The sequence below is a fragment of the Sinorhizobium saheli genome, from assembly GCF_001651875.1.
Classification (GTDB): domain Bacteria; phylum Pseudomonadota; class Alphaproteobacteria; order Rhizobiales; family Rhizobiaceae; genus Sinorhizobium; species Sinorhizobium saheli.
This window is the reverse complement of sequence record NZ_LNQB01000102.1, coordinates 101,757-125,202: the sequence shown is the minus strand read 5'-3', so window position 1 is coordinate 125,202 and position 23,446 is coordinate 101,757. Positions and strand designations below refer to the sequence as shown.

Here is a 23,446-nt window from a genome sequence, read left to right as displayed (position 1 = left end):
TAAATCCGGTCGACCGAGAGCTTCCGCGATTTTCACGGCCTGGCGCAAACGCCATCATGCCGCCAACAAATTCGCTTTTATTACAATTGCGTAATGATGGCATTCCGCGATTGCCCGAACGCCCGCAAGAAACGATACTCAGGAGCAATCGGAACGTTCCATCGGTGCGCGCCGCCTACGGGCGCGCTTTTTATCTGGAGACATGAATGCGCTTATGGAAGCAGCTCGCGGTCAGCGTCGTCGTCCTTGCCGTGGGTGGCGCCGCCTGGCTGCGCTTTGCGCCGGGCGCGGGCGAGACGCTGGCGGCGATCGGCGTTTCGCATCCCCTGATCGATGCGCTGTCGCGGACCGGCGATGGCGCCGGGGAGAAGGGGGGAACGCGCAATTCCGGACGCGGCCAGGGTGGTCGCGGCTTTGCGGATACACCGCTCGTCGTCGTCAGGCCGGCGGCGAGCGCGGTCGTCAACAACAGGCTGAACGCGATCGGCAATGGCGATGCGATCCATTCGGTGACCGTGACGCCGACGGCAACCGGAAACCTCGCCGAGATCCTGGTGAAATCCGGCGACAGGATTGCCGAGGGCCAGGTGATTGCCCGGCTCGACCGGGACGATCAGGTGATCGCGGCCGAGCAGGCGCGGCTGGCGCGGGACAGCGCACAGGAGAAAGTCGATCGCTACCGTAACCTCAGCACCGCCCGTGCCGTCACGGCGGTCGAAGTGCGGGATGCCGAGATAGCGCTGCAGACGGCGGAACTGGCGCTGAAGCAGGCAGAGCTCGACCTGAAGCGCCGCGACATCGTCGCGCCCTCCAAGGGCGTGGTCGGCATCATCACCGTCAATGTCGGCGACTACGTCACGACCTCCACGCCGATCGCCGTCGTCGACGACCGTTCGCAAATCCTTGTCGACTTCTGGGTGCCGGAACGTTTTGCGGGAAAGATCTCCGTCGGCCAGCCGGTGACGGCGAACGCCATGGCCCTGCCGGGCCGCGAGCTCGCCGGGGTCGTCCACGCGATCGACAACCGTCTCGATCAGGCGAGCCGGACGCTCAGGGTGCGCGCGCGCTTCGAAAACCCCGACGACCTGCTGCGCGCCGGCATGTCCTTCTCGGTGACCGTGAGCTTCGACGGCGACCGTTATCCGACCGTCGACCCGCTGGCGATCCAGTGGAGTTCGGAAGGCTCCTATGTCTGGCGGGTGGACGGTGACAAGAGCGAGCGCGTCCCGATCCGGATCATCCAGCGCAATCCCGACAAGGTTCTTGTCGATGCGGAACTCGCCGAGGGCGACCGCATCGTGACCGAGGGCGTGCAGCGGCTGCGCGATGGCGGCAGCGTGAAAATCGCCGGCGAGCAACGCCCGGACCCTGAACAGAAGGTCGCGGAGGAAGTGCGATGAATATCGGGATGGGTGGGCATCACCCGGGCCGGGGCGAGGGAGGCAAGACCGGCTTCACCGCGCTCTTCATCCGCCGCCCGATTTTCGCGCTCGTCGTCAACACGCTGATCGTCGTTGCCGGCCTTGCCGCGTGGAACGGCATTGAGATCCGCGAATTGCCGCAGGTCGACCGGCCGGTCGTCTCGGTGACGACGGAGTTCGAGGGCGCGTCGCCCGAAACCATCGACCGCGAGGTGACCTCCGTCGTCGAAGGCGCAGTTTCCCGCGTGCAGGGCATCAAGGGAATTTCCTCGTCGTCCTCCTTCGGCCGCAGCCGGGTGACGCTCGAATTCTCCGACACGACCGACATCGGGCAGGCGGCAAACGATATTCGCGACGCGCTCGGCCGGATCGCCAACCAATTGCCGGACAATGCCGAGGAGCCGCGCATCGTCAAGGCCGATGCGGACAGCCAGCCGATCATGCGGCTGGCGCTCACCTCCGACACGATGAGCATGGAAGACATGACCCTGCTCGTCGAAAACGAGATCAGCGACCGGCTGGCGGCCGTCGAGGGCGTGGCGGATGTCACCGTCTATGGCGACCAGGAGAAAATCTTCCGCATTGACCTCAATCAGGGAAAGCTTGCCGGGCGCGGCGTCACGGTCGCCAATCTTCGCGAGGCGCTTTCCAACGCCTCCTACGACGTGCCGGCGGGCTCGCTGACGAGCGCCACCCAGGACATCTCGGTGCGCGCGACGGCGGACCTGCAGACCCCCCAGCAATTCGAGAACCTGATCATCGGCAACAATGTCCGGCTCGGCGACGTCGCCACCGTGACGCTCGGCCCGGATACGGGCACGTCTGCCCTGCGCTCCAACGGCCGCGATGGCATCGGATTGGGCATCGTGCGCCAGGCGCAGTCGAACACGGTCGATATTTCCGAGGGCATCCGCAAGGTCGTCGACACGATCTCTGCCGATATCCTGCCGCCCGGCACCGAGCTCAAGATCACCAGCGACGATGCGGTCTTCATCAACGGGGCGATCCACGAAGTGGAGATCGCGCTGCTCGTCGCCGTGTTCATCGTCACCTTCGTCATCTATCTCTTCCTGCTCGACTGGCGGGCGACGCTGGTCCCCGCGATCTCGATGCCGATCGCGCTGATCGGTACGCTCGCGGCCGTCTATCTTGCCGGCTTCTCGATCAATATCCTGACGCTGCTGGCGATCGTGCTCGCGACCGGCCTCGTCGTCGACGACGCGATCGTGGTGCTCGAAAACATCGTCCGCCGCCGGGCGGAGGGCCTTGGACCCCGGGCGGCCGCCGTCCACGGCACGCTCGAGGTCTTCTTCGCGGTGCTTGCCACCACCGCGACGCTCGCCGCCGTCTTCGTCCCGCTCTCCTTCCTGCCGGGACAGACCGGCGGTCTCTTCCGCGAATTCGGCTTCGTGCTTGCCTTCTCGATTCTGCTGTCGTCCTTCGTGTCGCTCACGCTCTGCCCGATGCTTGCGTCGCGCATGCTGACGCGCGAGGGGCACTCGCATCACGGCCTGATGAGGCGTTTCGGCATAAGGGCGGCCAACTTCTACCGGGTGACGCTGCGCGCCTGCCTCAATGCGCCGCTCGTGGTTTTCACCGTTGCAGGCTTCTTTACGGTGGCCGGCGCAGCCGGCTTCATGACACTCAAATCCGAGTTGACGCCGAACGAGGACCGCTCGCAGGTGATGCTGAGAATCAATGCGCCGCAGGGCGTCTCGCTCGAATACACGCAGGCGCAGATGCGCCGCATCGAGGAGAAGCTGCAGCCGTTGGTCAAAGACGGCGAGATCAGCAACATATTCTCGATCTCGGGCCAGGGCAGCTCCGCCAACAGCGGCTTCATGGTGCTGACGCTGGCGCCCTGGGAAGACCGCGAGCGCACCCAGCAGCAGATCGTCTCCGACATCAACAAGGTGACCGCGTCCATCCCGTCGGTGCGTGCCTTCACTATCCAGTCCAACAGCCTCGGCATTCGCGGCGCCGGCAGCGGTCTCCAGGTCGCGCTCGTCGGCAACGACTATGCCAAGCTCGGCGACGCGGCTGCGAAGCTGGTCAGGGAGATGGAGGACACCGGCCGCTTCGAGAACGTGCGGCTCAACTATGAGGCCAACCAGGCGCAACTGTCGGTGACCATCGATCGCGAGCGCGCCTCCGACCTCGGCGTCGACATCAGTGCGCTCTCCTGGGCGCTGCAGGCGATGCTCGACGGCAGCAGCGTCGTCGACATCTTCGTCGAGGGCGAGGCCTATCCGGTGAAGCTGCTCTCCTCCACCACGCCGCTCAACGATCCGACGGACCTGCAGAACATCTTCGTCAAGGCGGGAGACGGCCGGATCGTGCCGATGTCGTCGATCGCGACCATCGAAGAAAAGGCCGTGGCCCCGCAGCTCGCTCGCGAATCCCAGCTGCGTGCCGTTTCGCTGTCGGCGGGCCTCAAGTCGGATATCGCCCTCGGCGAGGCGCTGTCGATGGTCGAGGAGATGGCCGAGCCGCTGCTGCCGCCCGGATCGCGGGTGATGCCTCTGGCGGAAGCCGCAACGCTCGACGAGAACGCCAACGGCCTGTTCATCACCTTCGGCTTCGCGCTCGTCATCATCTTTCTGGTGCTGGCGGCACAGTTCGAGAGCTTCATCAGCGGCCTGATCATCATGTCGACCGTGCCGCTCGGCCTCGCCTGCGCCGTCTTCGCGATGCTCCTGACCGGCAACACCCTCAACATCTACAGCCAGATCGGCCTCGTGATGCTCGTCGGCATCATGGCGAAGAACGGCATCCTGATCGTCGAGTTCGCCAACCAGTTGCGCGACCGCGGCCAGGATGTGCGCAGCGCCATCGAGAACGCCGCCAATATCCGTCTCCGGCCGGTGATGATGACGATGATCGCCACCGTCGTCGGTGCGGTGCCGCTGGTGCTGGCGAGCGGCGCGGGTGCCGAGGCGCGCATCGCGCTCGGCTGGGTGCTGGTCGGCGGGCTCGGGCTTGCGGTGATCGTGACGCTCTATCTGACGCCGGTCGCCTATCTCGTCATCGCCCGCTTCACGAAGCCGCACGCCGACGAGGAGCGCAAGCTGCATGAGGAGATGGACGCGGCTGCGGCGCTCGAGATTTGAGCGGTTATCAGCGCAGGATCTCGGAGAGGTTTCCGGGCTTCCGGTCCACGCGGTCGAGGTCGAGGCCCGACAGGAGATCGTCGAGGTGCTCCTTCATCAGCCGTGCCGCCGTATCGGCGTCGCCTGCCTCTATGGCGTCGACCAGGGCGTTATGCGCATGGCTCTCGCAGGTGGTGTCGCGGCGGCGCCAGTAGAGGGCGATGATCAGTGAGGAGTGGGAAACGAGATCGCGGACGATGCCCGTCAGGATGGACTGGTCGGCGATCTCGGCAACGCCAACGTGGAACATGGCAGAGAGCATGATCGCGTCGCTGTCGCGGCCCGCATGCAGCGCTTCATGCTCCTTTTCGAGATGGCCGCGCAGCAGGTGCACATCGTCGGCCGTGGCGACCTTCGCCGCGAGTGCCGCCAGTTGCGGTTCTATCAGCGCCCGGGCGTCGAAGACCTCGCGCGCCTCCTTGGTCGACGGCTGCGCGACGAAGGCGCCGCGATTGGGCTCCAGCCGCACCAGCCAGTCATGGGCGAGCGCCTGCAGGGCGGCGCGGATCACGGTGCGACTGACGGAATAGATCGCGGCCAGTTCATCCTCGGGCAGCTTCGTGCCCGGCGTCAGGCGGTGGCTGACGATCGCGTCGCGCAGGCCGTGATAGATCGGTGACCAGCGTGCGGCCGGCTTCCTGTGATCGTTTTCGGGCCTGAGTGTCGTCAGCATGTTCATCGCTCACTGCCGGTCACGCCGGCACGCTACCTCGTTCGGGGCCGTGAATTCCCACGACGACCGTGCTTCGGTCAACGGGCTCCGCGCCTTCGCGCCGATCGCCGTTGCCGACCGGTCCACTCACCCGGCACCCGGAGACCAAGGCGCATAGTATCCGGCAAATCGCTTCGCAAGCGGCGCGGCATAGCCGCCGACCTTCGATGTCCTGAGGCCGAGCGCCGCAACCGTCTCGGCGAGCCTGACCGCACAGGCGACGCCGTCGAGCACCGGCACACCATGCTCCAGCGAGAGCGCATGGGCGAGATCGGCCATGCCCGCGCAACCGAGCACGATCGCCTCGGCCCGGTCCTCGCTGACTGCGCGCGCGATCTCGGCGGAGACCTTGCGGCGGGCATCCGAGCCCGCCAGTTCGAGGTCGAGCACGGCGACATCGGACGCGCGGACTTTGGCGCAGCGGGAGGCGAGGCCATACTTCGACAGGTTGTGCTCGATCGCCGGGATGGAACGTGCAAGCGTCGTGACGACGCTGAACCTGCCGGCGACCAGCGTGGCGAGATGGAATGCCGCTTCGCCGATGCCGATCACCGGCGCTTCAGTTGCGCAGCGCGCCGCGTCGAGGCCGGTGTCGTCGAAGCAGGCGATCACATAGGCATCGACAGGGCCCGCCTTCGTCATCTCCGCGAGGATGCCCGGGATGACGAAGACCTCGTCGAAATAACCCTCGATGCTCGGCGGGCCGTCCTTGGGATTGACCGCGACGATCTCGGTTGCCGGGGAGGCGGCGGCCTCGGCCGCCATGCCGATCTTGCGGGTCATCGATGCTGTCGTGTTCGGATTTATGACGAGGATGCGCATACTGGCCACCCAAAAGCACTGGAACTAGAATTCGCCGCCGAGATAAAGATGCTTTACCCGCTCGTCGGTCAGCAGTTCGGCGGAATTGCCGCTGAGCGCGACTTTGCCGGTCGTCAGCGCATAGGCGCGCTGCGAAATTCGGAGCGCCATGCGCGAGTTCTGCTCGACGAGCAGAACGCTGACCTTTTCGTCGCGATTGATCGCGACGATGGAGCGGGCGATGTCCTGCACCAGCTTCGGCGCGACGCCGAGCGACGGTTCGTCGAGGAGCAGCAGCCGCGGCCGCGCCATCAGCGCGCGGCCGATGACGAGCATCTGCTGCTCGCCGCCGCTCATCGTTCCGGCCTGCTGCGAATAGCGCTCCTTGAGGCGCGGGAAACGCGTCAGCACCATTTCCATGCTCTGCTGGATTTCGGCCTTGTCGCTGCGGGTGAAGGCGCCCATCAGCAGGTTGTCGCGCACGGTCATGAAGGGAAAGACGCGGCGCGCCTCGGGAACCATCGAGATGCCCATGCGGACGATCTCATCCGCCGCGATGCCGTCGATGCGCTTGCCGCCGTAGCGGATCTCGCCGGAGCGGATCCTCCGCAGGCCGGTGATGGCACGCAGGATGGACGACTTTCCCGCGCCGTTTGCGCCGATCAGCGCCACGGTCTCGCCCTCATGGACCTCGAGCGACACGCCCTTCAGCGCGTAGACGTGGTCGTAGTAGAGCTCGACACCATCGAATTTCAGCAGTGGTTCCATGGCCTATAACCCGATCGATTCGTCCTCGGCCCCGAGATAGGCTTCGATGACCTTTGGGTTTTGCTGGATTTCCGCCGGCGTGCCCTCGGCGATCTTCTGGCCGAAGTTGAGCACGACGATGCGATCAGAAATGTTCATGACGGCCGGCATGTCGTGCTCGACCAGAAGCACGGTGATGCCGCGTTCGCGCAGCTTGCGCACGATTTCCAGCGCGCGGCGGGTTTCGTCGTGATTCATGCCGGCGAAGGGCTCGTCGAGGAGAATGACGGACGGGTTGGTGGCAAGCGCGATGGCGATGCCGAGCGCGCGCAGGTGGCCATGGGGCAGGTTGCTGGCGGTTTCCGCCCCCATCGCGCCGAGGCCCAGAAAGGCGAGGATTTCGTCCGCCGACACCCCGAAGGCTTCGAGGTCGCTTCGTGCCGCGGCGCTGCCGAAGTAGAAGCCGGCGAGGTTGGCACGCGAGCGCAGATGATGGGCCGTCACGACATTGTCGCGCACGGTCATGTCCTTGAAGATCGTCGTCTCCTGGAAGGTCCTGACGACGCCTTTGCGGGCGGCGGTGTGCGGTGCCAGCCCCGAAATGCGCTCGCCCTTGAACCGCACCTCGCCGCCCGTCGGCCTGAGGAACGAGGAGATCAGCTTGAACAGCGTCGACTTGCCGGCGCCGTTCGGCCCGATGACCGAGAGGATCTCGCGTTCGCGCACGGTGAACGACACGTCGTTGACGGCGACGAGGCCGCCGAAGCGCTTGGTGAGCCCGACGATTTCCAGGATGTCCGGCATCGCTAAAGGCTCCTCTTGCGGGGCAGGGCGAGGCTCAGCAGGCCGTTCGGCAGCACCAGCATCAGCACGATCAGCAGGGTCGAGAAGATCAGGAGCTGGAATTCGCCCGTCTGGAACAGGAGGTCCCAGCCGAAATAGAGGACGAAGGTGCCAAGCATCGGACCGAGCACGTAGCCGAGGCCGCCGAGGAAGCAGTTGAGCATGAAGTTGACGGAATCGGCGACGGTGAAGCTCGACGGGTAGATCGACTGGGAGATCGAGGCGAACATTGCGCCGCCGACGCCGCCGAGGAAGGAGGAGAGCGCGTAGGCGATGACGCGGAGATAGGCGATGTTGACGCCGATCGACGAGGCGAGCTCCTCATTCTGCTGCAGCGACTGGCAGAGCTGCCCGATGCGCGAATGGGCGAGCCGGTAGAGGCCGAGGAAGCAGAGCGCCATCAAGAGCACGGCGACGATATAGAAGGCGAGGCGGGGGTTGGCTACCGTCGCGAAACCCGGAACGAGGGTGAGGCCAAACAGGCTGATGCCGGTCGGCAGCGGAATGCTGACGATGCCGCTGGCGCCGTTGGTGATCGGCAGAGCGAGGGCGAGGAGGCGCGCGACCTCGGTCAACACCAGGGTGACCATCGCGAAATAGACGCCGCGCAGCCTGAGGATCGGCAGGCCGATGAGCACGCTCGCGGCGGCGCAGAAGAGGCCGGCGAGCGGCAGCGTCAGCCAGAACGACACGCCGTAGTTCATGACCAGGATGGCAGAGACATAGCCGCCCATCAGCGCATAGGCGCCCTGGCCGATATTGATGCGGCCGATATAGAAGGTGATCCACACGCCCGCGCTGATGATGCTGAGGAGGGCCACCGATGTGAGCGTGTAATAGAGGTCGCTCCGCCCGGTGGCGCTGATCAGGAGCGGTACGGCCACGAGCAGGGCGAGAAGGAAGAGGATTGCCGAGACGATCCTGAGGGTGGCGGTTCGAGACTTGCGCATCGCATCAACCCCACGGTTTGCCCATCAGCCCGTGCGGGCGGATGCTCAGGAAGATCATCAGGAGCGCGAAGATGACGAGGTAGGTGATGTCGCCGTATTCGCGCAGTGTCGCGAGGCCGACCGACTCCATCATGCCCAGGATGAAGCCGCCGGCGATCGCTCCGCCGACGACGCCGGCCCCGCCGATCATCACCATCAGGAAGGCCTTGATGGAGATCGGTCCGCCGATACCGGAGTTGACGCCGGTGATGCTGACGAGCAACCCGCCGACGACGCCCGCCAGCATGGCGCCGAGCGCAAAGCCGATCATCGAGTAGCGTTCGACCTTGACGCCCATCAGCTGAGCGGCGACGCGATCCTGCGCCAGGGCCCGCATGGCGCGGCCGGGCTTGCTGTACTGCATGAAGAGCATGAAGGCGGCAATCATCAGGATGGCGACGACGCCGACGACGATGCGGTCATAGGGCAGGATCACCCGGTCGGAGACGAAGACCCCGCTTATGATCTTCGGCACGCCGCGCTGCTTCTCGCCGAAGAGCAGCAGCATGATCGCGTCGAGAAAGAATGCCGTCGCGGCGGCCAGCAGCATCGTGCTTTCCTCGCGCTTGCTGCGGCGGATCACCGTGCGGAAGAGAAACTTTTCCATGAGCGCGCCGACGATCGCGAGCGTCACGCCGGAACAGATCAGCGCGAGGACGAAAGGTAGCTTGAGCTGGCCGTAGATCGTGTATGTGACGAAGCCGCCCAGCACGTACATCTGGCCGTGCGCGAAATTGAGCACGTTCATCAGGGCGAAGATCAGCGTCAGCCCGAGCGCGATCAGCGCATACTGGGCGCCGAGATAGAGTCCGTTGGCAATCACCTGTTCCATGGCGCTGATCCGGCCGGTGGAGGTTCGGAGGGCTCCGAACCTCGATTGAACTCCTGGGGGCGCGGTCAAGAGACCTCGCGGAACGCTTCACCCGCGCCCCTCGCTTCCTCAGCCGGCGAAGGTCAATCCACTTCACCCACGAACAGCGTCTTGAATTCGCCGTCCTTGAACTCCGTCACGACCATCGGCACCGAGAGCTGCCGCTTCTGACCGAAGGAGCTGGTGCCGACATATTTCAGCGTCTTGTCCTTGGCGAAGGGGTTGGGAGCCGAGAAGGTCTCGGCGGTCTTCTTGAACTCCTCGACGTCATCGATCGCCTTCGGGTTCGCCTTGAGCGTCTCGATGATGTATTCGAGCGCGTAGACCTTGGTGTTGGATTCGTCGTTATACTCGCCGAACTTGTCGGTGTAGCGCTTGATGAACTCCTCCATCACGGGCGTGCGGATTTCCGGCGTCGAGGCGCCGCCGACCGAGATGAAGCCGTTGGCGAGTTCGCCGGCGCCCTCCTGCAGCACGGTCGCATCCTGCGCCGTTTCCGCCGAGATCAGGCCTTCGTAGCCGAGCTCGCGGGCGGCGCGGATCAGCAGCGGCGCATTGGCGGGCGCGACCCCCGAGAGAACCAGCAGGTCGGGCTTCAGTTGCACGATCGGCGTCAGCACCGGGGTGAAGTCGCGGGTGTCGTTCTGGTAGGTGTCCTTCTCGGCGACCACCTCGAGCCCGAGTTCCTTGGCGGCGGCGACGCCGCTGTCGCGCTGGCTGAGCGGGTCGGACTCGTTCGCCGCGATGAAGGCGACCTTCTTCACCCCCTTGTTTTCCTTGAGGTACTTATAGATGGCCGGTCCCGACTGATAGTTGGCGACCATGCCGAGGACGGCATTGGAAGCGGGCGGCGTGTAGAGGGCCTTCGGGAAGGCATAGGGGAAGTAGATGATCCCCTTCGATTCCGCTACCGGCCGGACGGCGGCCGCGCCGTCATCCACGTTCGGCCCGACGACATAATGGATGCCTTCCTGGGCCATCTTCTCCATGCCGGCGATGGCGCGCTTGGGGTCCTTCTGGTCGTCGAAGGTGACGATCTCGATGTTGTAGGTGTCGTCGCCGATCTTCACGCCGCCCATCTCGTTCAGCCAATCGGCACGCGTCTGCATCGAGCGGACATTGGAGGTGCCCCAGGCCGCGGCGGGACCGCTGGTCACCCCGACGAAACCGATCTTGAGCTCCTTGTTCTCGGCCTGCGCGGAAGACATCCCGCTCGCCGCGATGGCCAGCAATGAAACGGCGCCGAGCGCCAGCGATTTCAATGTCGAGCGTCTGTTGATCATCTCACTCCCCATCCGTTGCATCCGGCGCGCTTTGGCGATGCGGATGCGTTAGGGAATGCTTAAAATACAGGATTGTCAACACGGCCTTGTCATTTTGTATACAAAATCGATTCCGCACTGCGGAAGCGCGCGGAAAAGCGGCTCCTGGGGGCGTGGCCGAGGAAAGGGGCTTCGAGAGGCCGCCGGCCGCTGCGGCGAGGCGGACCCGTCGCCGCCAGAACGGGATGCGCTCACATGCGTTCGCGCCACCGCCCTGTCTGTTTGTTTTTGCCGCATCTGTGCGACGTCGGGTGATTCCACCTGACTGCGAAATGCTCTAGCCGCCGGCGGCGGCGATGAGGTAGATCGCGGTGGCGACGGCGCCGAGAACGCTGCGGCCGATATGCAGCTTGCCCCAGCGAGCGATCAACTCGCGGGTCTCCGCGTTTGCCTGTTCCGGCTGCGTCGTTTCCAGCCTCTGGTTTATGGGCATGATGACGAACAGCGTATATAGGGCCAGTTGAGGATGATGACCGCCGCTCCGAGGCCCCAAAGGCCATTGCCGGTCTGCCACCAGGCGGCGGCGCCGAGGAGACAGGAGATGATGGCAAGAGGCGCCTGCATCTCGAAGCCGCGCCGGTAGGCCGGCCCCCACTCCCTCAATGCCGCGCCGCCGTCCAGCCCAAGCCGCGCCGGCTGTTCGGCCACGTTGATGTAAATGGCGGCGCCGAAGAAAATTGACGCCGTGATCAAAGCAAGCAGCCCGAACATGCGACGTTCTCCCGTTTTCCGACATAATACCTCATAAGCCGGCAAACAAAAGCTGCATTCTCCCGTCCGCGCCGGAGCAAGCGCGTCGCGGCCATCGCGTCATCGTTGTTGCGGCACTTGTGACCAGCCGGTATCACCGGCGACGATTTCGTGCGGCCCGGGCGATCGAAGATGGCGCGACCTTCTGGACAAAATGATTCCGATTTGCACAGTAGCGCCTTGAAATCTAAGCGCTTCCCCGAGCGTGCGGGGGGAAGGGAAGACGGATCGGGAGCCTGTTCGAGGCAATCGTGATCGGTTTCACGAGCCGGACATGAATGGCCTTATTGCATTTCCTCGTCCTCTCCGGCCGCATAGTCCTTAAATCGGGTTTGAATTGAGGATAAATTACGCGGGCGGTTCAAAAAGTTACGGCATTTCCGGGCGTCGCAGTGACGCGCGGCGAGGTGAAAGGGACATTCTTCGTGGCGTTGAAAGCAATCAAGGCGGGGCCGAGAAACGAGGACGGTATCGCGGTAGTGAAGGCGCTTCTTGCCGCGCGCTTCGCCGAGCGCTTCCAGACGGGTGAAGCGATCCGCGCGCAGCACGCCAACACGACGACCTACATTCCGGCGCAATTGCCCGACGCGGTGGTCTTTCTCGAGAGCGCGGCCGAGGTGCGCGAGATCGTCGCGATCGCCAGCGAGCATCGGGTGCCGCTCATCCCCTTCGGGGCCGGTTCGTCGCTCGAAGGCCATGTCAACGCGCCTTATGGCGGCATCTCGGTCGACATGACGCGGATGAACCGCGTGCTTGCCGTCAATGCCGAGGATCTGGATTGTACCGTCGAGCCGGGCGTGACGCGGGAAGAGCTCAATGTCTATCTGCGTGACACCGGGCTCTTCTTTCCGATCGACCCGGGCGCGAATGCCTCGATCGGTGGCATGACGTCGACGCGGGCGTCCGGCACCAATGCGGTGCGCTACGGGACGATGAAGGAGAACGTGCTGGCGGTGACGGCGGTCGTCGCCGGCGGGCGCGAGATTAGGACCGCGCATCGGGCGCGGAAGTCCTCGGCCGGCTATGATCTGACGCGGCTCTTCGTCGGCGCCGAAGGCACGCTCGGGATCATCACCTCGATCACCTTGCGCCTGCAGGGCATACCGGAGGTGATTTCCGGCGGCGTCTGCCCGTTTCCGACGATCGCGGACGCCTGCAACGCCGTAATCCTGACCATCCAGTCCGGCATACCGGTGGCACGGATCGAATTCCTCGACGCGCTGCAGATGAAGGCCTGCAACGCCTATTCCGGCCTGCACTACGAGGAGACGCCGACGCTTTTCCTCGAATTTCATGGCAACGCCGAGAGCGTCGAGCTGCAATCGCGCCACTTCGCCGAAATAGCGTCGGAATTCGGTTCTACAGGATTCATCTGGACGACCAATCCGGAGGAGCGCGCGCAGCTCTGGAAGGCGCGGCACAACGCCTACTGGGCACAGAAGAGCCTGATGCCGGGGCGTGCAATCCTCGCCACCGACGTCTGCGTGCCGATCTCGCGGCTGGCCGATTGCGTCGCGGCGACGCATGAGGACATTGCCGCGCACGGATTGATCGCACCGATCGTCGGCCACGCCGGCGACGGCAATTTTCACGTCGGGTTGCTTTTCGACGACAAGGATGCGGCCGATGTGGCGCGGGCGGAGGCCTTCGTCGAGCGGCTGAACGCGCGGGCGCTGTCGATGGACGGCACCTGCACGGGCGAACACGGGATAGGGCAGGGCAAGATGCCGTTCCTCGCGGCCGAACTTGGCGACGCGGTGGATCTGATGCGGCAGATCAAGCATTCGCTCGATCCCGACAATATCTTCAACCCGGGCAAGATTTTTGCCTGACGCGGACGAAATGGGCTGATATCCCCAATAGAGGGGCGCGGACGAACTGATGGGAATGTGACACGGTGCTGGCGCGAATTCTGGTTACCATCGGCGGACTGCTGGTTGTCGCACTCTTCGCGGCGCTGATCGCACCGTTGTTCATCGACTGGACCAGCTTCCGCACCGATTTCGAGCGCGAGGCGAGCCGCATCATGGGCAAGCCCGTGGTCGTGCATGGCAGCGTCGATGCGCGCCTCATCCCGTTCCCCACGGTCACGCTCAACGACGTGCGCGTCGGGGCGACGGACGGCGGGCCGCCGCTGATCCAGGTGGCGCAATTCTCCATGAGCGCGGAACTGGCGCCGTTCCTGAGCGGCGAAGCACTGATCTTCGACATGCGGCTCGATCGTCCGAAGGCGCGCCTGCGGCTCCGGCCGGACGGCACGCTCGACTGGGCGCGCGGACCAAGCACGGCGATTCCCGCCAAGACGGTCGTGCTCGAAAACGTCGAGATCGCCGATGGCGAGATCGAGTTCATCGACGAGCAGACGGGGCGGACCCGGAGGGTCAGCGACCTTTCGGCTGCCGTTTCGGCGCGGTCGCTGGCCGGTCCCTGGAAGATCGAGGGACGGGCGGCGCTCGACGGCGAGGCGGGCAGCTTCTCCCTTGCCAGCAACGCGGTCGACGAAGAGGGGGCGTTGAGCCTTCGGGCGCGGCTGACGCCGGACGAGCGCCCCTTCGGCGTCGAGCTCGACGGCGACCTCAAGGTGGTGGATTTCAAGCCGGTCTACAGCGGCCGCTTCACGCTCACCGAAAACCGGCCGGCAAGCGAGGCCAAGGCCGGGGGGCGCTGCGCATCAACGGCCAGTTCCAGCTCACTAACGAAAGCATCCGCGTTCCGGAATATCATTTCGAGGTGGGGCCGCCCGACGACCCCTATATCGTCACCGGCGAGGCGACGCTCGACACGGGCAAGGACCAGAAGTTCCTGCTGATCGCCGATGGCCAGCAGATCGACGTGAGCCGCATCGGCAATTCGGGCAGCCGCGGCAAGACGGGCCGTGATCCCGCCGTTTCGCTCCGCCAGCGGGTCGAGGCGATGATGGCGATCGCCGCCGACATTCCCATTCCGCAAGTACCCGGCCGCGCCAGCCTGAAGCTTCCGGCGATCGTGATCGGCGACACGACGGTGCGCGACGTGCGCCTCGATGTCAGGCCCGACGGCGCCGGCTGGATCGTCGACAACGCCGTCGCGCTTCTGCCCGGCCGCACGCAACTGGAGGCCAAGGGGCGGCTGAACCTCAAGGGCCAGCGCAGTTTCCGCGGCGACGTCGTCGTCGCCTCCAACCAGCCTTCAGGGCTCGCAAACTGGCTGGCCGGTTCCGTGGATCCGGCGCTCCGGCAGCTGAAGACGGCAGGGTTCGCGGCAACCGTCAACCTGACCGACACGCTGCAGCAGTTCGAAAACCTGGAGGTGGCGGCCGGTCCGGCGACACTCAAGGGCAGGATCGAACGCCAGTCCTTCGCCGAGCAGCCGCCGACGCTGTCGCTGCAACTCAAAGGCAACCGCATCGACCTGGAGGCGCTGCGGGCGCTCGCCGGTCTGGTCGCCGGCGATGCGTCGGCCGGGACATTGCTGCAGCACGCCATTGCCGCCGATATCTCCGCCGATACGTTCCTCGCCTTCGGAGAGGAGGCGCAGGACGTGCAGGCGGTGCTTACCTACAAGAACGGTCAGTTGCAGGCAGAGCGGGTGGCGATCGGCGCGCTCTCCGGCGCACAGCTTGCCTTCTCCGGCCGGATGAGTGGCGGGCTCGAAAAGCCGGTGGTCTCGGCGAAGATGAAGCTCGCCGCCGAGGAACTCACGCCCTTCCTCGAAATGATCGGTAGGCATGCGGCGGCCCATCCGGCACTCCAACGTCTGATCAAGGCCGGCCCCTATTATTCCGATGCCGCCTTCGACGTGACGCTGACGGCGGGCAGCAAGGAGGGCAATGCGCCGGTCACCTTCGGCGTGATCGGCACGGCGAATGGCGGCAAGATCGCGGCGAGCTACCAGGCGCCGGACGTTTCCCAGGCGCTCGCCGGCCAGGGCATGCTGCTTGAAGCGACGCTTGAAAATCCGCAGACGGCCGCTCTTCTCGGGCAAGCCGGCCTCGATCCACTGCCGTTCGACGCCGATGCCAACGGCATCCTTGCCGTCAAGCTGCAAAGCACCGAGGGAGCAAAGGCCAACGGCTCGCTTACCTTCACGACGGAGAAGACGTCGCTTGCCGCCCAAGGCGTGTTCGATCTCTCGCGCGAGCATTATCTCGAAGGGCAGGGGAAGCTGACGCTGAAGACGGAGGACCTGGAACCCTATCTCCTGCTGCAGGGAATCGGCTTGCCGCAGATGGGCAGCGGCCTGCCGGTGACGCTCTCGGCCGAGTTCGCAACCGATCCGGAGAAGATTTCAGTCTCGAGGATCGAGGGCAAGGCCGACCGGAACGGCTTTACGGGCGCGCTGGCGATTGACCGCAAGGTCGCCGGCAGGGCCGAGGGCGAACTGGCGATCGACACGCTCGATCTCGCCTGGCTCGGCGAAGGGATCCTCGGACAGGTCCAGGATGCGACGGTCGGCGGCCTGTCGCTGACGCCGGTTGCGCAGCCTGCCTGGAGCGGCCTCGATGTGGCGCTCGACGTCACGGCGAAACGCTTCTGGCCCGGCGTCTACGGTCCGGTGGCGGACTTTGCCGGAAAGCTCGAATGGAAGGGCGACGAGTTCTCCTTCAGCGAGGCGACGGGGGACTGGCTGGGGGGCAAGCTCGAGGGGCGGCTGCAGCTCGGCAACGCCAACGGCTCCGGCTTCCTGCGTTCGCGCTTCGACCTCAAGGGCGGCGATCTGGCCGCGGCCGGCTGGATGCGAGCGAACGCGCCGGTCGCGACCGGCCGCTTCGACCTGGCAGTGGCGATGGAGGCTTCCGGCGCGACGCCGCAGGCGATGGCTCATTCGGCGAGCGGCTCGGGGACGGCGATCTTCAACGGCGTGACCCTCAACGGCGTCAACACGGCGGCGCTGCCGCAACTGATGGCGGCCGCCGATGCGATGAAGACGCAGATCTCGCCGGAGACGATCGAGAAGGCCGCCGAGAGCGTGCTTTTCTCCGGGCAGTCGGTCGTCGGCGCCGTCAAAGTACCATTCAGCATCGCCGGCGGTACCGTCCGGGTGCAGAACGTCGCGGCGGCCGATGGCAATGCGACCTTCAGCGGCGAGGCTTCCTTCGATCTTCCCGCCGGTCGTATGACCGGCATGATCGACCTGACCTTCCGACCGGGCGAGGAGGCGATCGCCGGCGCGGAGCCTCGGGTGCGCCTTGGTTATGCAGGGCTGCTGGCGGCGCCGGGCGTTGCGGTCGATGTGACCGACCTGTCGAATTTCCTGTCGCTGCGGGCGTTCGAACGCGAACGGCGGCGCGTCGAGACGCTGCAGGCGAACGTGCTCGAAAAGCAGCGCCTGCGCCGCGAGGTCACGCTTTACAAAGCGCGCGCCGCCGCGCGGGAACTCGAGCGGCGGCGGACGATTGCCGAAGAGCGCCGCCGCCAGGCCGCGGCGGCGGAAGCGGCGCGGATGAAGGCCGAAGCCGAAGCGCGGGCTTCGGCCGAACGGCGGGCCGCGGAGGAGGAGCGCCTGCGCATGCGGCAGGTTCCGCCGCGCAGCATCGGACGCCAGCAGGCGCCCATCGGGTCGCCGCAAACCAATCAGCGCGGCGGGGCCCTGCCGTCCCCGGGCGGGGACGCAACGGGACAGACTGCCGCCCCGCCGACCGGCCACGGCCTGAATTTCGACATGCTGCCCGACATCACCGTGCAGTAGGCGGATCGGCTGCATCCTTCGACCTGGGGGGGTGCCCCTCATCCGGCCTGCCGGCCACCTTCTCCCCGCGGGCGGGGCGAAGGGGACTCGCGGCCCGCTCCGGCGCAACAATCGCGAGCCCCATCTGGTCAACGGCCGGCGCAACGATTTCGGCATGCCGGGGCGTGGAGCTGGCGGCTTTCCCTTCTCCCCGTCAGAACTGGGAGAAGGTCGCGGCAGCGGGCTGAGGGGCGGGTAAGCTTTGTTCAGGCTGGGCTCAGGATGTGCCGCTCGCATTCGCGTGCGACTTGACCCAGGCCAGTACATAGACCCTGAGGGCTGAGGAGAGGTTGCCGTCGGCACCGCGACTGTCGTCGATCTCGGCGATGAGCCGGGCAAGCGGCAGGCCGCGGCTGTTGGCGATCGCCTTCAATTCCTGCCAGAATGGCTCCTCGAGCGTGAAGCTGGTGCGGTGTCCGTGCAACGTCGCCGAATGCTTGACGATGTTCCCCATCCTCAAAAACCGATTCAAGCAGTTGGCATTCCGATTCCGGAAACGAGGGCAAGTTCTTGCCGCGGAATCATTTTTCGATCGCAGAGCGGCAACGGGAAAAGGCGGTCTCGCCGTGTCTTTCGGCGCTCAGGGCTCTTTGCGGTCGGGCGAATCTTCGTCAGACGCCACGGAGCGCGGCTGCTCCAGCCGGCCCTGGTCGAGCGTCTTCACGGCCTTTTCGTTCAAGGCCTTCGTCAGCGTCTTCTCGGCCTTGCCGCGGCCGAAGCTCACGCGGTTCTGCTCGGCCTGCTTTTCCTTTTCGGAGCGGGCCTGCCGCTTGCGGAACTGACGCAGATTGACGACCTCGGCGGCCATGTCCCCGGTGTCCCTCGTCGATCAGTTCTTCTTGCGGAAGGAATCGAGCGAGACGACGGAGGCGCCGCCCTTGGGGCCGCCGTCCGGCTTCTCGGAGCTCTTGTCCGCCGGTGCGTCCTCGGCCTCGCTCAGCGGATAGGCGGTGATTTCCGCCGATTCCGCCTCTTCCTCGTCCTCGCTGGCGGCCACGTCGAATTCGAGCTCGAAGTTGACCGAGGGGTCGTAGAAACCGCGGATGGCGTTGAAGGGGATCACCAGCTTCTCCGGCGTATCGGAGAAGGAGAGGCCGATCTCGAAGCCGGTTTCGGAAACCTTGAGTTCCCAGAACTGGTGCTGAACGACGATCGTCATCTGTTCCGGATATTTGGCCTTGAGGTGCTGCGAAAGGCGGACGCCAGGGGCGCCGGTCAGGAACGTGATGAAGAAATGATGGTCGCCGGGCAGATGGCCCGTCGCGGCTACTTCGGCCAACACCTTGCGAATGACGCCGCGAAGCGCGTCCTGCGCCAGAATGTCATAGCGAATGTGGTCCTGGCCCATATTTTCCCCGTTTCTCTTCAGCTCACACTCCGGTGCGCGATTCCTCCGACAGGGAACGTCATTCTGGAATCATGCAGCGATTCAAGGTGCTGCGGCGAGTTGCGCGTCTTCAACGACGAGCGGCGCTGCCGTCTGCTCCTTCATTGCCCGTCTGTTCATGACGAGTCAATTATCGAGGCATCTATAGACCATTTCACGACAGGGGAGAAGGTGAAGGCTTCTGTTGCCAGGTGCCTTCGGACCCCGCCTTACGGTGCTACCCGGAAGGACTTGATTTGAAGTGCCGCACCGCCGTTAGGCAGCGAGACGTGCTTCAGCATAGTTGTCGTTTGCAACTACTAGTTTAGCCCGATAACGGTGGTACAATGCCGGGCAAAAAGTCGATCTTTACACCCTTGTCGATCCTATTTCGCCCCCATCAAAAGCCGGCCGCGCTTCAGGCCGGTTTTTGGTGGAGGCGCCGGGTACCGCCCCCGGGTCCAATGGGTTTATTGCATCGCCCGTTTATTGCCATAGCCGCCCGAAAGCGGCATTTGTCATATAGGTGCTTCCGCGGCCCAAGGAAAGGGCCAAGGACAGAGAAAGTGACGCGCATCCGCCAGGCTGCGGCAGTCCTCCTCGAAACGCCTTGACTCGCAAGAGAAGCGTGCAAAACTCGGTTTGCTGCACGCAGCTCGCGAGGAAGCGGTGCAGCGTCGGAGCAACGCAATGGAGGCATCATGACCGATTATCTTGCGGACGTGCAGAAATATGACAGCGGCGCCGACGAGGCGGTTGTCAACAAGATCGTGCGCCACCTCGGCATCGCCCTTCGCAACAAGGATTCCGCCCTCGTTTCGGCATCGGATCCAAAGGAACTCGAGCGCGTCAAGGAGAAATGGTGCGAGAAGAAGCTCGGTGTCGGCGGCGCTCAGGCGGACACGGCCATTGCAGCGGCGGCGAAGGCGATGGCGGACGACCGCAGCAAGTCGCGCGTGACCTTCTACTATCTGGTCGCCCAGCAGCTCGGCAAGCTTCAGGCACTCTGATCGGCGACTTCCCGTAGGACATAATCTCCCGGCCGGCGCTCGCATCGACCGGCTCCGTTCCTTCGCCTATTCGCTGGCGCCGACGCTTTCCGGCCAGAGGGGCCGGATCTCCTTCGGCAAGGTATTGCGCACCTTCGCCGTTTGGCCGAGGTCGACGTGCCGCGCCAGCACCGCAAACACCGATTTCACCGCCTCGGTGGGGTTGACCGGGCGGGTGTCCTTCATCCCTTCCGCGACGGTTGCGAGGAAGTCATCGAGCGAACGGGCCGCCTCCGGTCGGTGGTTGGGGCGGTACTGGTCGTAATAGGCACCCCGGACGAGCAGCGGCAGCTCCGCGCCGAGGTGGGCAGCGACCTCCGGGGGAAGCCTCACGCGCAGCGCTCGGAGCACCACGCCCAGCATGTGCCACGCCACTTTCCGATCGGGCCCGTGATGCTCCATGATTTCTCCGAGCCAGATATTGGTGGTTTGCACGGTCTTGTCGAATACGTCGAGGCCTGTCGCGCTCATGGTCGCCTCCTGACAATTTCGCCGGAACACTCCGAATTGCCCTCTCAAGGCCTAACACCCATTCCCCGAGATTGTTTCCTTTTCGGCAAATGAGGTGCGCGGCGCTTCTACCCGTCGGCGCGGCCTGCAATTTCGGAACATTCGCCGTTGGGCTCGGTTAGCCCGTCGAAGAGTGCCGACGCGGCCGGTTCCAGGCTGCCTGGCGGGCCGCATTCGAGGAGGAAGGCCGATGACATCGTCCAAGCATCTGAAGACACGCCGGCCGAGCGACAAGGATCTTAAGCAGGATCCCGGAATCGGTCGCTCCAAGGGCATTCGCGGACCTTCCGATGACGAGGTCCTGAAGCGCGGCAACACCGTCGAAGGCGATGTCGACAACGACACGACCCGCGAGGGCGGTGTGGACCCGCGCCAGCGGGGCCGAACGAACGAATAGGAGAAAAGCAATGGTCGGGAAAAAGACGCGAGAGCAGCAGCAGAGCGTGCTTCAGGGCCGCGAGAATACATCGAACGCCGGCAAGGACTTCAACGCCGAAGCGGAACTCGAGCGCTCCGACGCCCTGAGGAAAGCCTATCGCAAGGGGGCCGACATCGACACAGCACACAGCGATGCACGCGAGGCGAACGAGCGCGGCATGCTGCGCGGAAAGCACCAGGAAAGCAAGCATCACAAGGGCACCGGCAGCTGATGACGGCTGGGTGTTCGTCGCCCCGGCGGCGAAGGCCGGGGCGAACGACAATGAACAGCGGAAGGAGACAGCCATGGCCCATGCCAGTCGCAAGAACGTCGGAAAGCCCGACAAGGGCAAGGGATCGGGTAGCGGTGCGCGGACGCAGTTGAAGGAGGGGATGCTCGGCGAGAACGACGTCCTCTCGAACAGGGACAAGAAACAGCATTCGCACGACCGCGGCCTTGACGAGAAGGCGGTGAAAACCGAGCAATATCAGGATCACGCGGCCAACCGCCGTCCGCCGAAGTGACGGGCATCCGTTTTGGTGGTCCGCTGCATGCCGCCAAATTTCGGGAAAAGCCTGGTTCGGCATTGGTTCGCCGAACGCTTCGTCCTATGTTCAAGCGAACAGGCGAATCGATAGCGAAGAACCATGCGGCAATATCTCGATCTCCTCGAGCATGTGATGACCACCGGCACCGATCGCGGCGACCGCACGGGCACCGGTACCCGTTCCGTCTTCGGCTACCAGATGCGCTTCGACCTCGCCCAGGGCTTCCCCGTATTGACGACGAAGAAGCTGCATCTGCGCTCGATCATCCACGAGCTCCTGTGGTTCCTAAGGGGCGACACGAACATCGCCTATCTGAAGGAGAACGGCGTCAGCATCTGGGACGAATGGGCGGATGAAAAGGGCGAGCTCGGACCGGTCTACGGCTATCAGTGGCGCTCCTGGCCGACGCCCGACGGCGGCCATGTCGACCAGATCGCGGCGCTCATCGAAGGGCTGAAGACCAATCCCAATTCCCGCCGGCATATCGTTTCGGCCTGGAATCCCGCCCTGGTCGACGAGATGGCCCTGCCGCCGTGCCATTGCCTGTTCCAGTTCTACGTGGCGGACGGCAAGCTCTCATGCCAGCTCTACCAGCGCTCCGCGGACATCTTCCTCGGAGTTCCCTTCAACATCGCCTCCTACGCATTGCTGACGATGATGGTGGCGCAGGTGACGGGGCTGAAGCCCGGCGATTTCGTCCACACGCTCGGCGATACGCATCTCTACCACAACCACTTCGAACAGGCGCGGCTGCAATTGACGCGAACGCCGAAGGCGCTGCCGAGAATGGAGATCAATCCCGCAGTCAAGGACATATTCTCCTTTAGATTTAAGGATTTTACGCTGGTTGGCTACGACGCCGATTCACATATCAAGGCGCCGGTTGCGGTCTGAGGAGGGCCGTGGCGCGGGCGTCCTGGATCCCCGCCCTTCGAGTGCCGCGCGGCATAGATTTCTACGCACAAGAATGGAAGCATGGACCCGCCCGAGGCGGGGCGCTGCTTCGGAAAAGCCGGTGACACCGGCATAGACGGGAGGTCCCAATGCTGACGCTGATCCATGCGCCTCAGTCGCGCTCGTCGCGGATCATCTGGCTGCTCGAGGAACTGGGCGCCGAATACGATATCCGCTACGTCGACATCCGCCGCCGGGACGGCTCGGGCGGGCCGGACGCGAACAATCCGCATCCGCACAGCCAAGTGCCGGCGCTGCTGCACGACGGGACATTGATCTGGGAATCGGTTGCGGTCGTGCAGTACCTGACGGATCTCCATCCCGATTGCAGCCTCGGGCGGCCGCCGGGCCATCCCGAGCGCGGCGCCTATCTTTCCTGGCTTGCCTATTACGCCGGCGTCATCGAGCCCGCGGCGGCTGCGTATGTCTCCGGTGCGACGGCCGGCAATCCGGCGCTGGCGCGGCTCCATACGGAGATGTGCGCGCATGTGATCGCCGTGCTCACCCGGCAGCCCTACCTCATCGGCGAGACGATGAGTGCGGCCGACCTGCTGCTCGCAAGCGCCCTGCAATGGATGCGCAAGATCCTGCCCGAAAGCGAAGTGGTCGACCGCTACGTCCGCCGCGTCACCGATCGGCCGGCGCTCGTGCGGGCGCGCGAGATCGACAGCAAGCCGAGTGGGTTCCATGACTGAAGCAAAGAACGAAGCGAAGAGCGGGCCGAAGGTCGTCATCGTCGTTGCCGTTGCGAGAAACGGGGTGATCGGGCGCGAGGGCGATCTGCCGTGGCGGCTTTCGACTGATATGAAGCGCTTCAAGGCGCTGACGCTCGGCAAGCCGGTCGTCATGGGGCGGAAAACCTGGGCCTCGCTCGGACGGCCGCTGCCCGGCAGGGCGAACATCGTCATCAGCCGCAATCCCGATTTCGTAGCCGAAGGAGCCGAGGTTTTGCCTTCGCTGGAGGCGGCCCTGGCGGCTGCGCGGGGACATGCCGCATCGAGCGGGGCCGACGAAATCTGCATCATCGGCGGCGGCGAGATCTACCGCCAGGCGATCGGCCTCACCGACGTGCTGCACGTGACCGAGGTGCAGGCCGATGTCGACGGCGACACGCGCTTCCCGGCCATCGAGCCGGCCGCCTTCGAGAAGGTGTTCGAGGAAGACCTGCCGCGCAGCGAGAAGGACAGTCACGCGATGCATTTCGTCACCTGGCGGCGCCGCGAAGCGGCGGCGGAGAGGTGAGGGTCTGAGGCGTTGCGCCGATCCCACCCGGTGCTTGCCTATGTAGGC

At 64.9% G+C, this 23,446-nt stretch carries 21 protein-coding genes, 1 other RNA gene and 2 pseudogenes; 11 read left to right on the top strand and 13 right to left on the bottom strand.

Going from position 1 to position 23,446, the window contains the following annotated elements:
• Positions 1-206: 206 nt before the first annotated feature.
• Together ATB98_RS26910 and ATB98_RS26905 are read left to right on the top strand one after the other, a co-directional pair.
• Positions 207-1,400, top strand: coding sequence for an efflux RND transporter periplasmic adaptor subunit (locus tag ATB98_RS26910; protein WP_066879481.1), 1,194 nt, complete (start codon positions 207-209; stop codon positions 1,398-1,400).
• The gene (locus ATB98_RS26905) at positions 1,397-4,531 is read left to right on the top strand and encodes an efflux RND transporter permease subunit (RefSeq protein WP_066879478.1); all 3,135 of its coding nucleotides are present in this window, start codon (positions 1,397-1,399) and stop codon (positions 4,529-4,531) included. Before ATB98_RS26910 ends, ATB98_RS26905 begins: the two co-directional genes overlap by 4 nt.
• 7 nt (positions 4,532-4,538) lie before the next feature.
• On the opposite strand, the gene ATB98_RS26900 is transcribed toward ATB98_RS26905, so the two are convergent.
• From ATB98_RS26900 to ATB98_RS26865, 8 genes and pseudogenes are all read right to left on the bottom strand, one after another.
• A complete protein-coding gene (locus ATB98_RS26900) occupies positions 4,539-5,243 on the bottom strand; it encodes a GntR family transcriptional regulator (protein WP_066879901.1) in 705 nt (234 codons plus the stop codon).
• Between the two features lie 126 nt (positions 5,244-5,369).
• On the bottom strand, positions 5,370-6,104 hold the full coding sequence (locus ATB98_RS26895; RefSeq protein WP_066879476.1) for an aspartate/glutamate racemase family protein: 735 nt from the start codon (positions 6,102-6,104) through the stop codon (positions 5,370-5,372).
• Between the two features lie 24 nt (positions 6,105-6,128).
• Positions 6,129-6,851: an ABC transporter ATP-binding protein gene (locus ATB98_RS26890; protein ID WP_066879473.1), complete on the bottom strand. Its 723-nt coding sequence runs from the start codon at positions 6,849-6,851 to the stop codon at positions 6,129-6,131.
• A gap of 3 nt (positions 6,852-6,854) precedes the next feature.
• Positions 6,855-7,634 (bottom strand): ABC transporter ATP-binding protein, encoded by a 780-nt coding sequence (locus tag ATB98_RS26885; protein ID WP_066879470.1) that lies wholly within the window; start codon positions 7,632-7,634, stop codon positions 6,855-6,857.
• A gap of 2 nt (positions 7,635-7,636) precedes the next feature.
• Positions 7,637-8,623 carry a branched-chain amino acid ABC transporter permease gene (locus ATB98_RS26880; protein ID WP_066879466.1) on the bottom strand — a complete coding sequence of 329 codons (987 nt, stop codon included), beginning with the start codon at positions 8,621-8,623 and terminating at the stop codon, positions 7,637-7,639.
• Between the two features lie 4 nt (positions 8,624-8,627).
• Positions 8,628-9,494, bottom strand: coding sequence for a branched-chain amino acid ABC transporter permease (locus tag ATB98_RS26875; protein WP_066879463.1), 867 nt, complete (start codon positions 9,492-9,494; stop codon positions 8,628-8,630).
• A 122-nt stretch (positions 9,495-9,616) separates the two neighbouring features.
• Positions 9,617-10,816 carry an ABC transporter substrate-binding protein gene (locus tag ATB98_RS26870; RefSeq protein WP_066879460.1) on the bottom strand — a complete coding sequence of 400 codons (1,200 nt, stop codon included), beginning with the start codon at positions 10,814-10,816 and terminating at the stop codon, positions 9,617-9,619.
• A gap of 316 nt (positions 10,817-11,132) precedes the next feature.
• Positions 11,133-11,566: pseudogene (locus tag ATB98_RS26865) on the bottom strand (DUF1772 domain-containing protein).
• Between the two features lie 464 nt (positions 11,567-12,030).
• On the opposite strand from ATB98_RS26865, the gene ATB98_RS26860 reads away from it, so the two are divergent.
• Both ATB98_RS26860 and ATB98_RS26855 read left to right on the top strand, forming a co-directional pair.
• Entirely contained in the window at positions 12,031-13,437 is a 1,407-nt protein-coding gene (locus ATB98_RS26860; protein ID WP_066879898.1) for an FAD-binding oxidoreductase, read from the top strand.
• 101 nt (positions 13,438-13,538) lie between these two features.
• Positions 13,539-17,272, top strand: a pseudogene (locus tag ATB98_RS26855) (AsmA family protein).
• A 256-nt stretch (positions 17,273-17,528) separates the two neighbouring features.
• Here the strand turns inward: ATB98_RS26855 and ATB98_RS26850 are convergent.
• The 4 genes from ATB98_RS26850 to ssrA form a co-directional block, all read right to left on the bottom strand.
• On the bottom strand, positions 17,529-17,765 hold the full coding sequence (locus ATB98_RS26850) for a ribbon-helix-helix domain-containing protein (RefSeq protein WP_066879457.1): 237 nt from the start codon (positions 17,763-17,765) through the stop codon (positions 17,529-17,531).
• Between the two features lie 126 nt (positions 17,766-17,891).
• Positions 17,892-18,119: a DUF4169 family protein gene (locus ATB98_RS26845; RefSeq protein ID WP_066879454.1), complete on the bottom strand. Its 228-nt coding sequence runs from the start codon at positions 18,117-18,119 to the stop codon at positions 17,892-17,894.
• A 21-nt stretch (positions 18,120-18,140) separates the two neighbouring features.
• Positions 18,141-18,659 carry an SspB family protein gene (locus tag ATB98_RS26840; RefSeq protein WP_066879451.1) on the bottom strand — a complete coding sequence of 173 codons (519 nt, stop codon included), beginning with the start codon at positions 18,657-18,659 and terminating at the stop codon, positions 18,141-18,143.
• Between the two features lie 209 nt (positions 18,660-18,868).
• Positions 18,869-19,229: a transfer-messenger RNA gene (gene ssrA, locus ATB98_RS26835) on the bottom strand.
• Between the two features lie 149 nt (positions 19,230-19,378).
• Here ssrA and ATB98_RS26830 point away from each other — a divergent pair.
• Entirely contained in the window at positions 19,379-19,687 is a 309-nt protein-coding gene (locus ATB98_RS26830; RefSeq protein ID WP_066879447.1) for a DUF2853 family protein, read from the top strand.
• 66 nt (positions 19,688-19,753) lie between these two features.
• Here ATB98_RS26830 and ATB98_RS26825 read toward each other — a convergent pair whose 3' ends face one another.
• Positions 19,754-20,197 (bottom strand): DUF2267 domain-containing protein, encoded by a 444-nt coding sequence (locus ATB98_RS26825; protein ID WP_066879444.1) that lies wholly within the window; start codon positions 20,195-20,197, stop codon positions 19,754-19,756.
• A gap of 229 nt (positions 20,198-20,426) precedes the next feature.
• Between ATB98_RS26825 and ATB98_RS26820 the strand changes: the two genes are divergently transcribed.
• The 6 genes from ATB98_RS26820 to ATB98_RS26795 all read left to right on the top strand — a co-directional run bounded on the left by ATB98_RS26820 (position 20,427) and on the right by ATB98_RS26795 (position 23,398).
• Positions 20,427-20,633, top strand: a complete 207-nt coding sequence (locus tag ATB98_RS26820) for a hypothetical protein (RefSeq protein WP_066879441.1) — start codon at positions 20,427-20,429, stop codon at positions 20,631-20,633.
• Positions 20,634-20,643: 10 nt separating this feature from the next.
• On the top strand, positions 20,644-20,886 hold the full coding sequence (locus ATB98_RS26815) for a hypothetical protein (protein WP_066879438.1): 243 nt from the start codon (positions 20,644-20,646) through the stop codon (positions 20,884-20,886).
• Positions 20,887-20,959: 73 nt separating this feature from the next.
• Positions 20,960-21,178, top strand: coding sequence for a hypothetical protein (locus ATB98_RS26810; protein ID WP_066879895.1), 219 nt, complete (start codon positions 20,960-20,962; stop codon positions 21,176-21,178).
• A 123-nt stretch (positions 21,179-21,301) separates the two neighbouring features.
• Positions 21,302-22,096: a thymidylate synthase gene (locus ATB98_RS26805; RefSeq protein ID WP_066879435.1), complete on the top strand. Its 795-nt coding sequence runs from the start codon at positions 21,302-21,304 to the stop codon at positions 22,094-22,096.
• A gap of 149 nt (positions 22,097-22,245) precedes the next feature.
• Entirely contained in the window at positions 22,246-22,851 is a 606-nt protein-coding gene (locus ATB98_RS26800) for a glutathione S-transferase family protein (RefSeq protein WP_066879432.1), read from the top strand.
• Positions 22,844-23,398 carry a dihydrofolate reductase gene (locus ATB98_RS26795; RefSeq protein ID WP_066879428.1) on the top strand — a complete coding sequence of 185 codons (555 nt, stop codon included), beginning with the start codon at positions 22,844-22,846 and terminating at the stop codon, positions 23,396-23,398. The genes ATB98_RS26800 and ATB98_RS26795 overlap by 8 nt, the downstream gene beginning before the upstream one ends.
• Positions 23,399-23,446: the final 48 nt, after the last annotated feature.

Coding starts and splice junctions, on each gene's coding strand:
- ATB98_RS26910 (WP_066879481.1), top strand. CDS start 207: ATGCGCTTATGGAAGCAGCTCGCGGTCAGCGTCGTCGTCCTTGCCGTG.
- ATB98_RS26905 (WP_066879478.1), top strand. CDS start 1,397: ATGAATATCGGGATGGGTGGGCATCACCCGGGCCGGGGCGAGGGAGGC.
- ATB98_RS26900 (WP_066879901.1), bottom strand. CDS start 5,243: ATGCTGACGACACTCAGGCCCGAAAACGATCACAGGAAGCCGGCCGCA.
- ATB98_RS26895 (WP_066879476.1), bottom strand. CDS start 6,104: ATGCGCATCCTCGTCATAAATCCGAACACGACAGCATCGATGACCCGC.
- ATB98_RS26890 (WP_066879473.1), bottom strand. CDS start 6,851: ATGGAACCACTGCTGAAATTCGATGGTGTCGAGCTCTACTACGACCAC.
- ATB98_RS26885 (WP_066879470.1), bottom strand. CDS start 7,634: ATGCCGGACATCCTGGAAATCGTCGGGCTCACCAAGCGCTTCGGCGGC.
- ATB98_RS26880 (WP_066879466.1), bottom strand. CDS start 8,623: ATGCGCAAGTCTCGAACCGCCACCCTCAGGATCGTCTCGGCAATCCTC.
- ATB98_RS26875 (WP_066879463.1), bottom strand. CDS start 9,494: ATGGAACAGGTGATTGCCAACGGACTCTATCTCGGCGCCCAGTATGCG.
- ATB98_RS26870 (WP_066879460.1), bottom strand. CDS start 10,816: ATGATCAACAGACGCTCGACATTGAAATCGCTGGCGCTCGGCGCCGTT.
- ATB98_RS26850 (WP_066879457.1), bottom strand. CDS start 17,765: ATGGGGAACATCGTCAAGCATTCGGCGACGTTGCACGGACACCGCACC.
- ATB98_RS26845 (WP_066879454.1), bottom strand. CDS start 18,119: ATGGCCGCCGAGGTCGTCAATCTGCGTCAGTTCCGCAAGCGGCAGGCC.
- ATB98_RS26840 (WP_066879451.1), bottom strand. CDS start 18,659: ATGGGCCAGGACCACATTCGCTATGACATTCTGGCGCAGGACGCGCTT.
- ATB98_RS26830 (WP_066879447.1), top strand. CDS start 19,379: ATGACCGATTATCTTGCGGACGTGCAGAAATATGACAGCGGCGCCGAC.
- ATB98_RS26825 (WP_066879444.1), bottom strand. CDS start 20,197: ATGAGCGCGACAGGCCTCGACGTATTCGACAAGACCGTGCAAACCACC.
- ATB98_RS26820 (WP_066879441.1), top strand. CDS start 20,427: ATGACATCGTCCAAGCATCTGAAGACACGCCGGCCGAGCGACAAGGAT.
- ATB98_RS26815 (WP_066879438.1), top strand. CDS start 20,644: ATGGTCGGGAAAAAGACGCGAGAGCAGCAGCAGAGCGTGCTTCAGGGC.
- ATB98_RS26810 (WP_066879895.1), top strand. CDS start 20,960: ATGGCCCATGCCAGTCGCAAGAACGTCGGAAAGCCCGACAAGGGCAAG.
- ATB98_RS26805 (WP_066879435.1), top strand. CDS start 21,302: ATGCGGCAATATCTCGATCTCCTCGAGCATGTGATGACCACCGGCACC.
- ATB98_RS26800 (WP_066879432.1), top strand. CDS start 22,246: ATGCTGACGCTGATCCATGCGCCTCAGTCGCGCTCGTCGCGGATCATC.
- ATB98_RS26795 (WP_066879428.1), top strand. CDS start 22,844: ATGACTGAAGCAAAGAACGAAGCGAAGAGCGGGCCGAAGGTCGTCATC.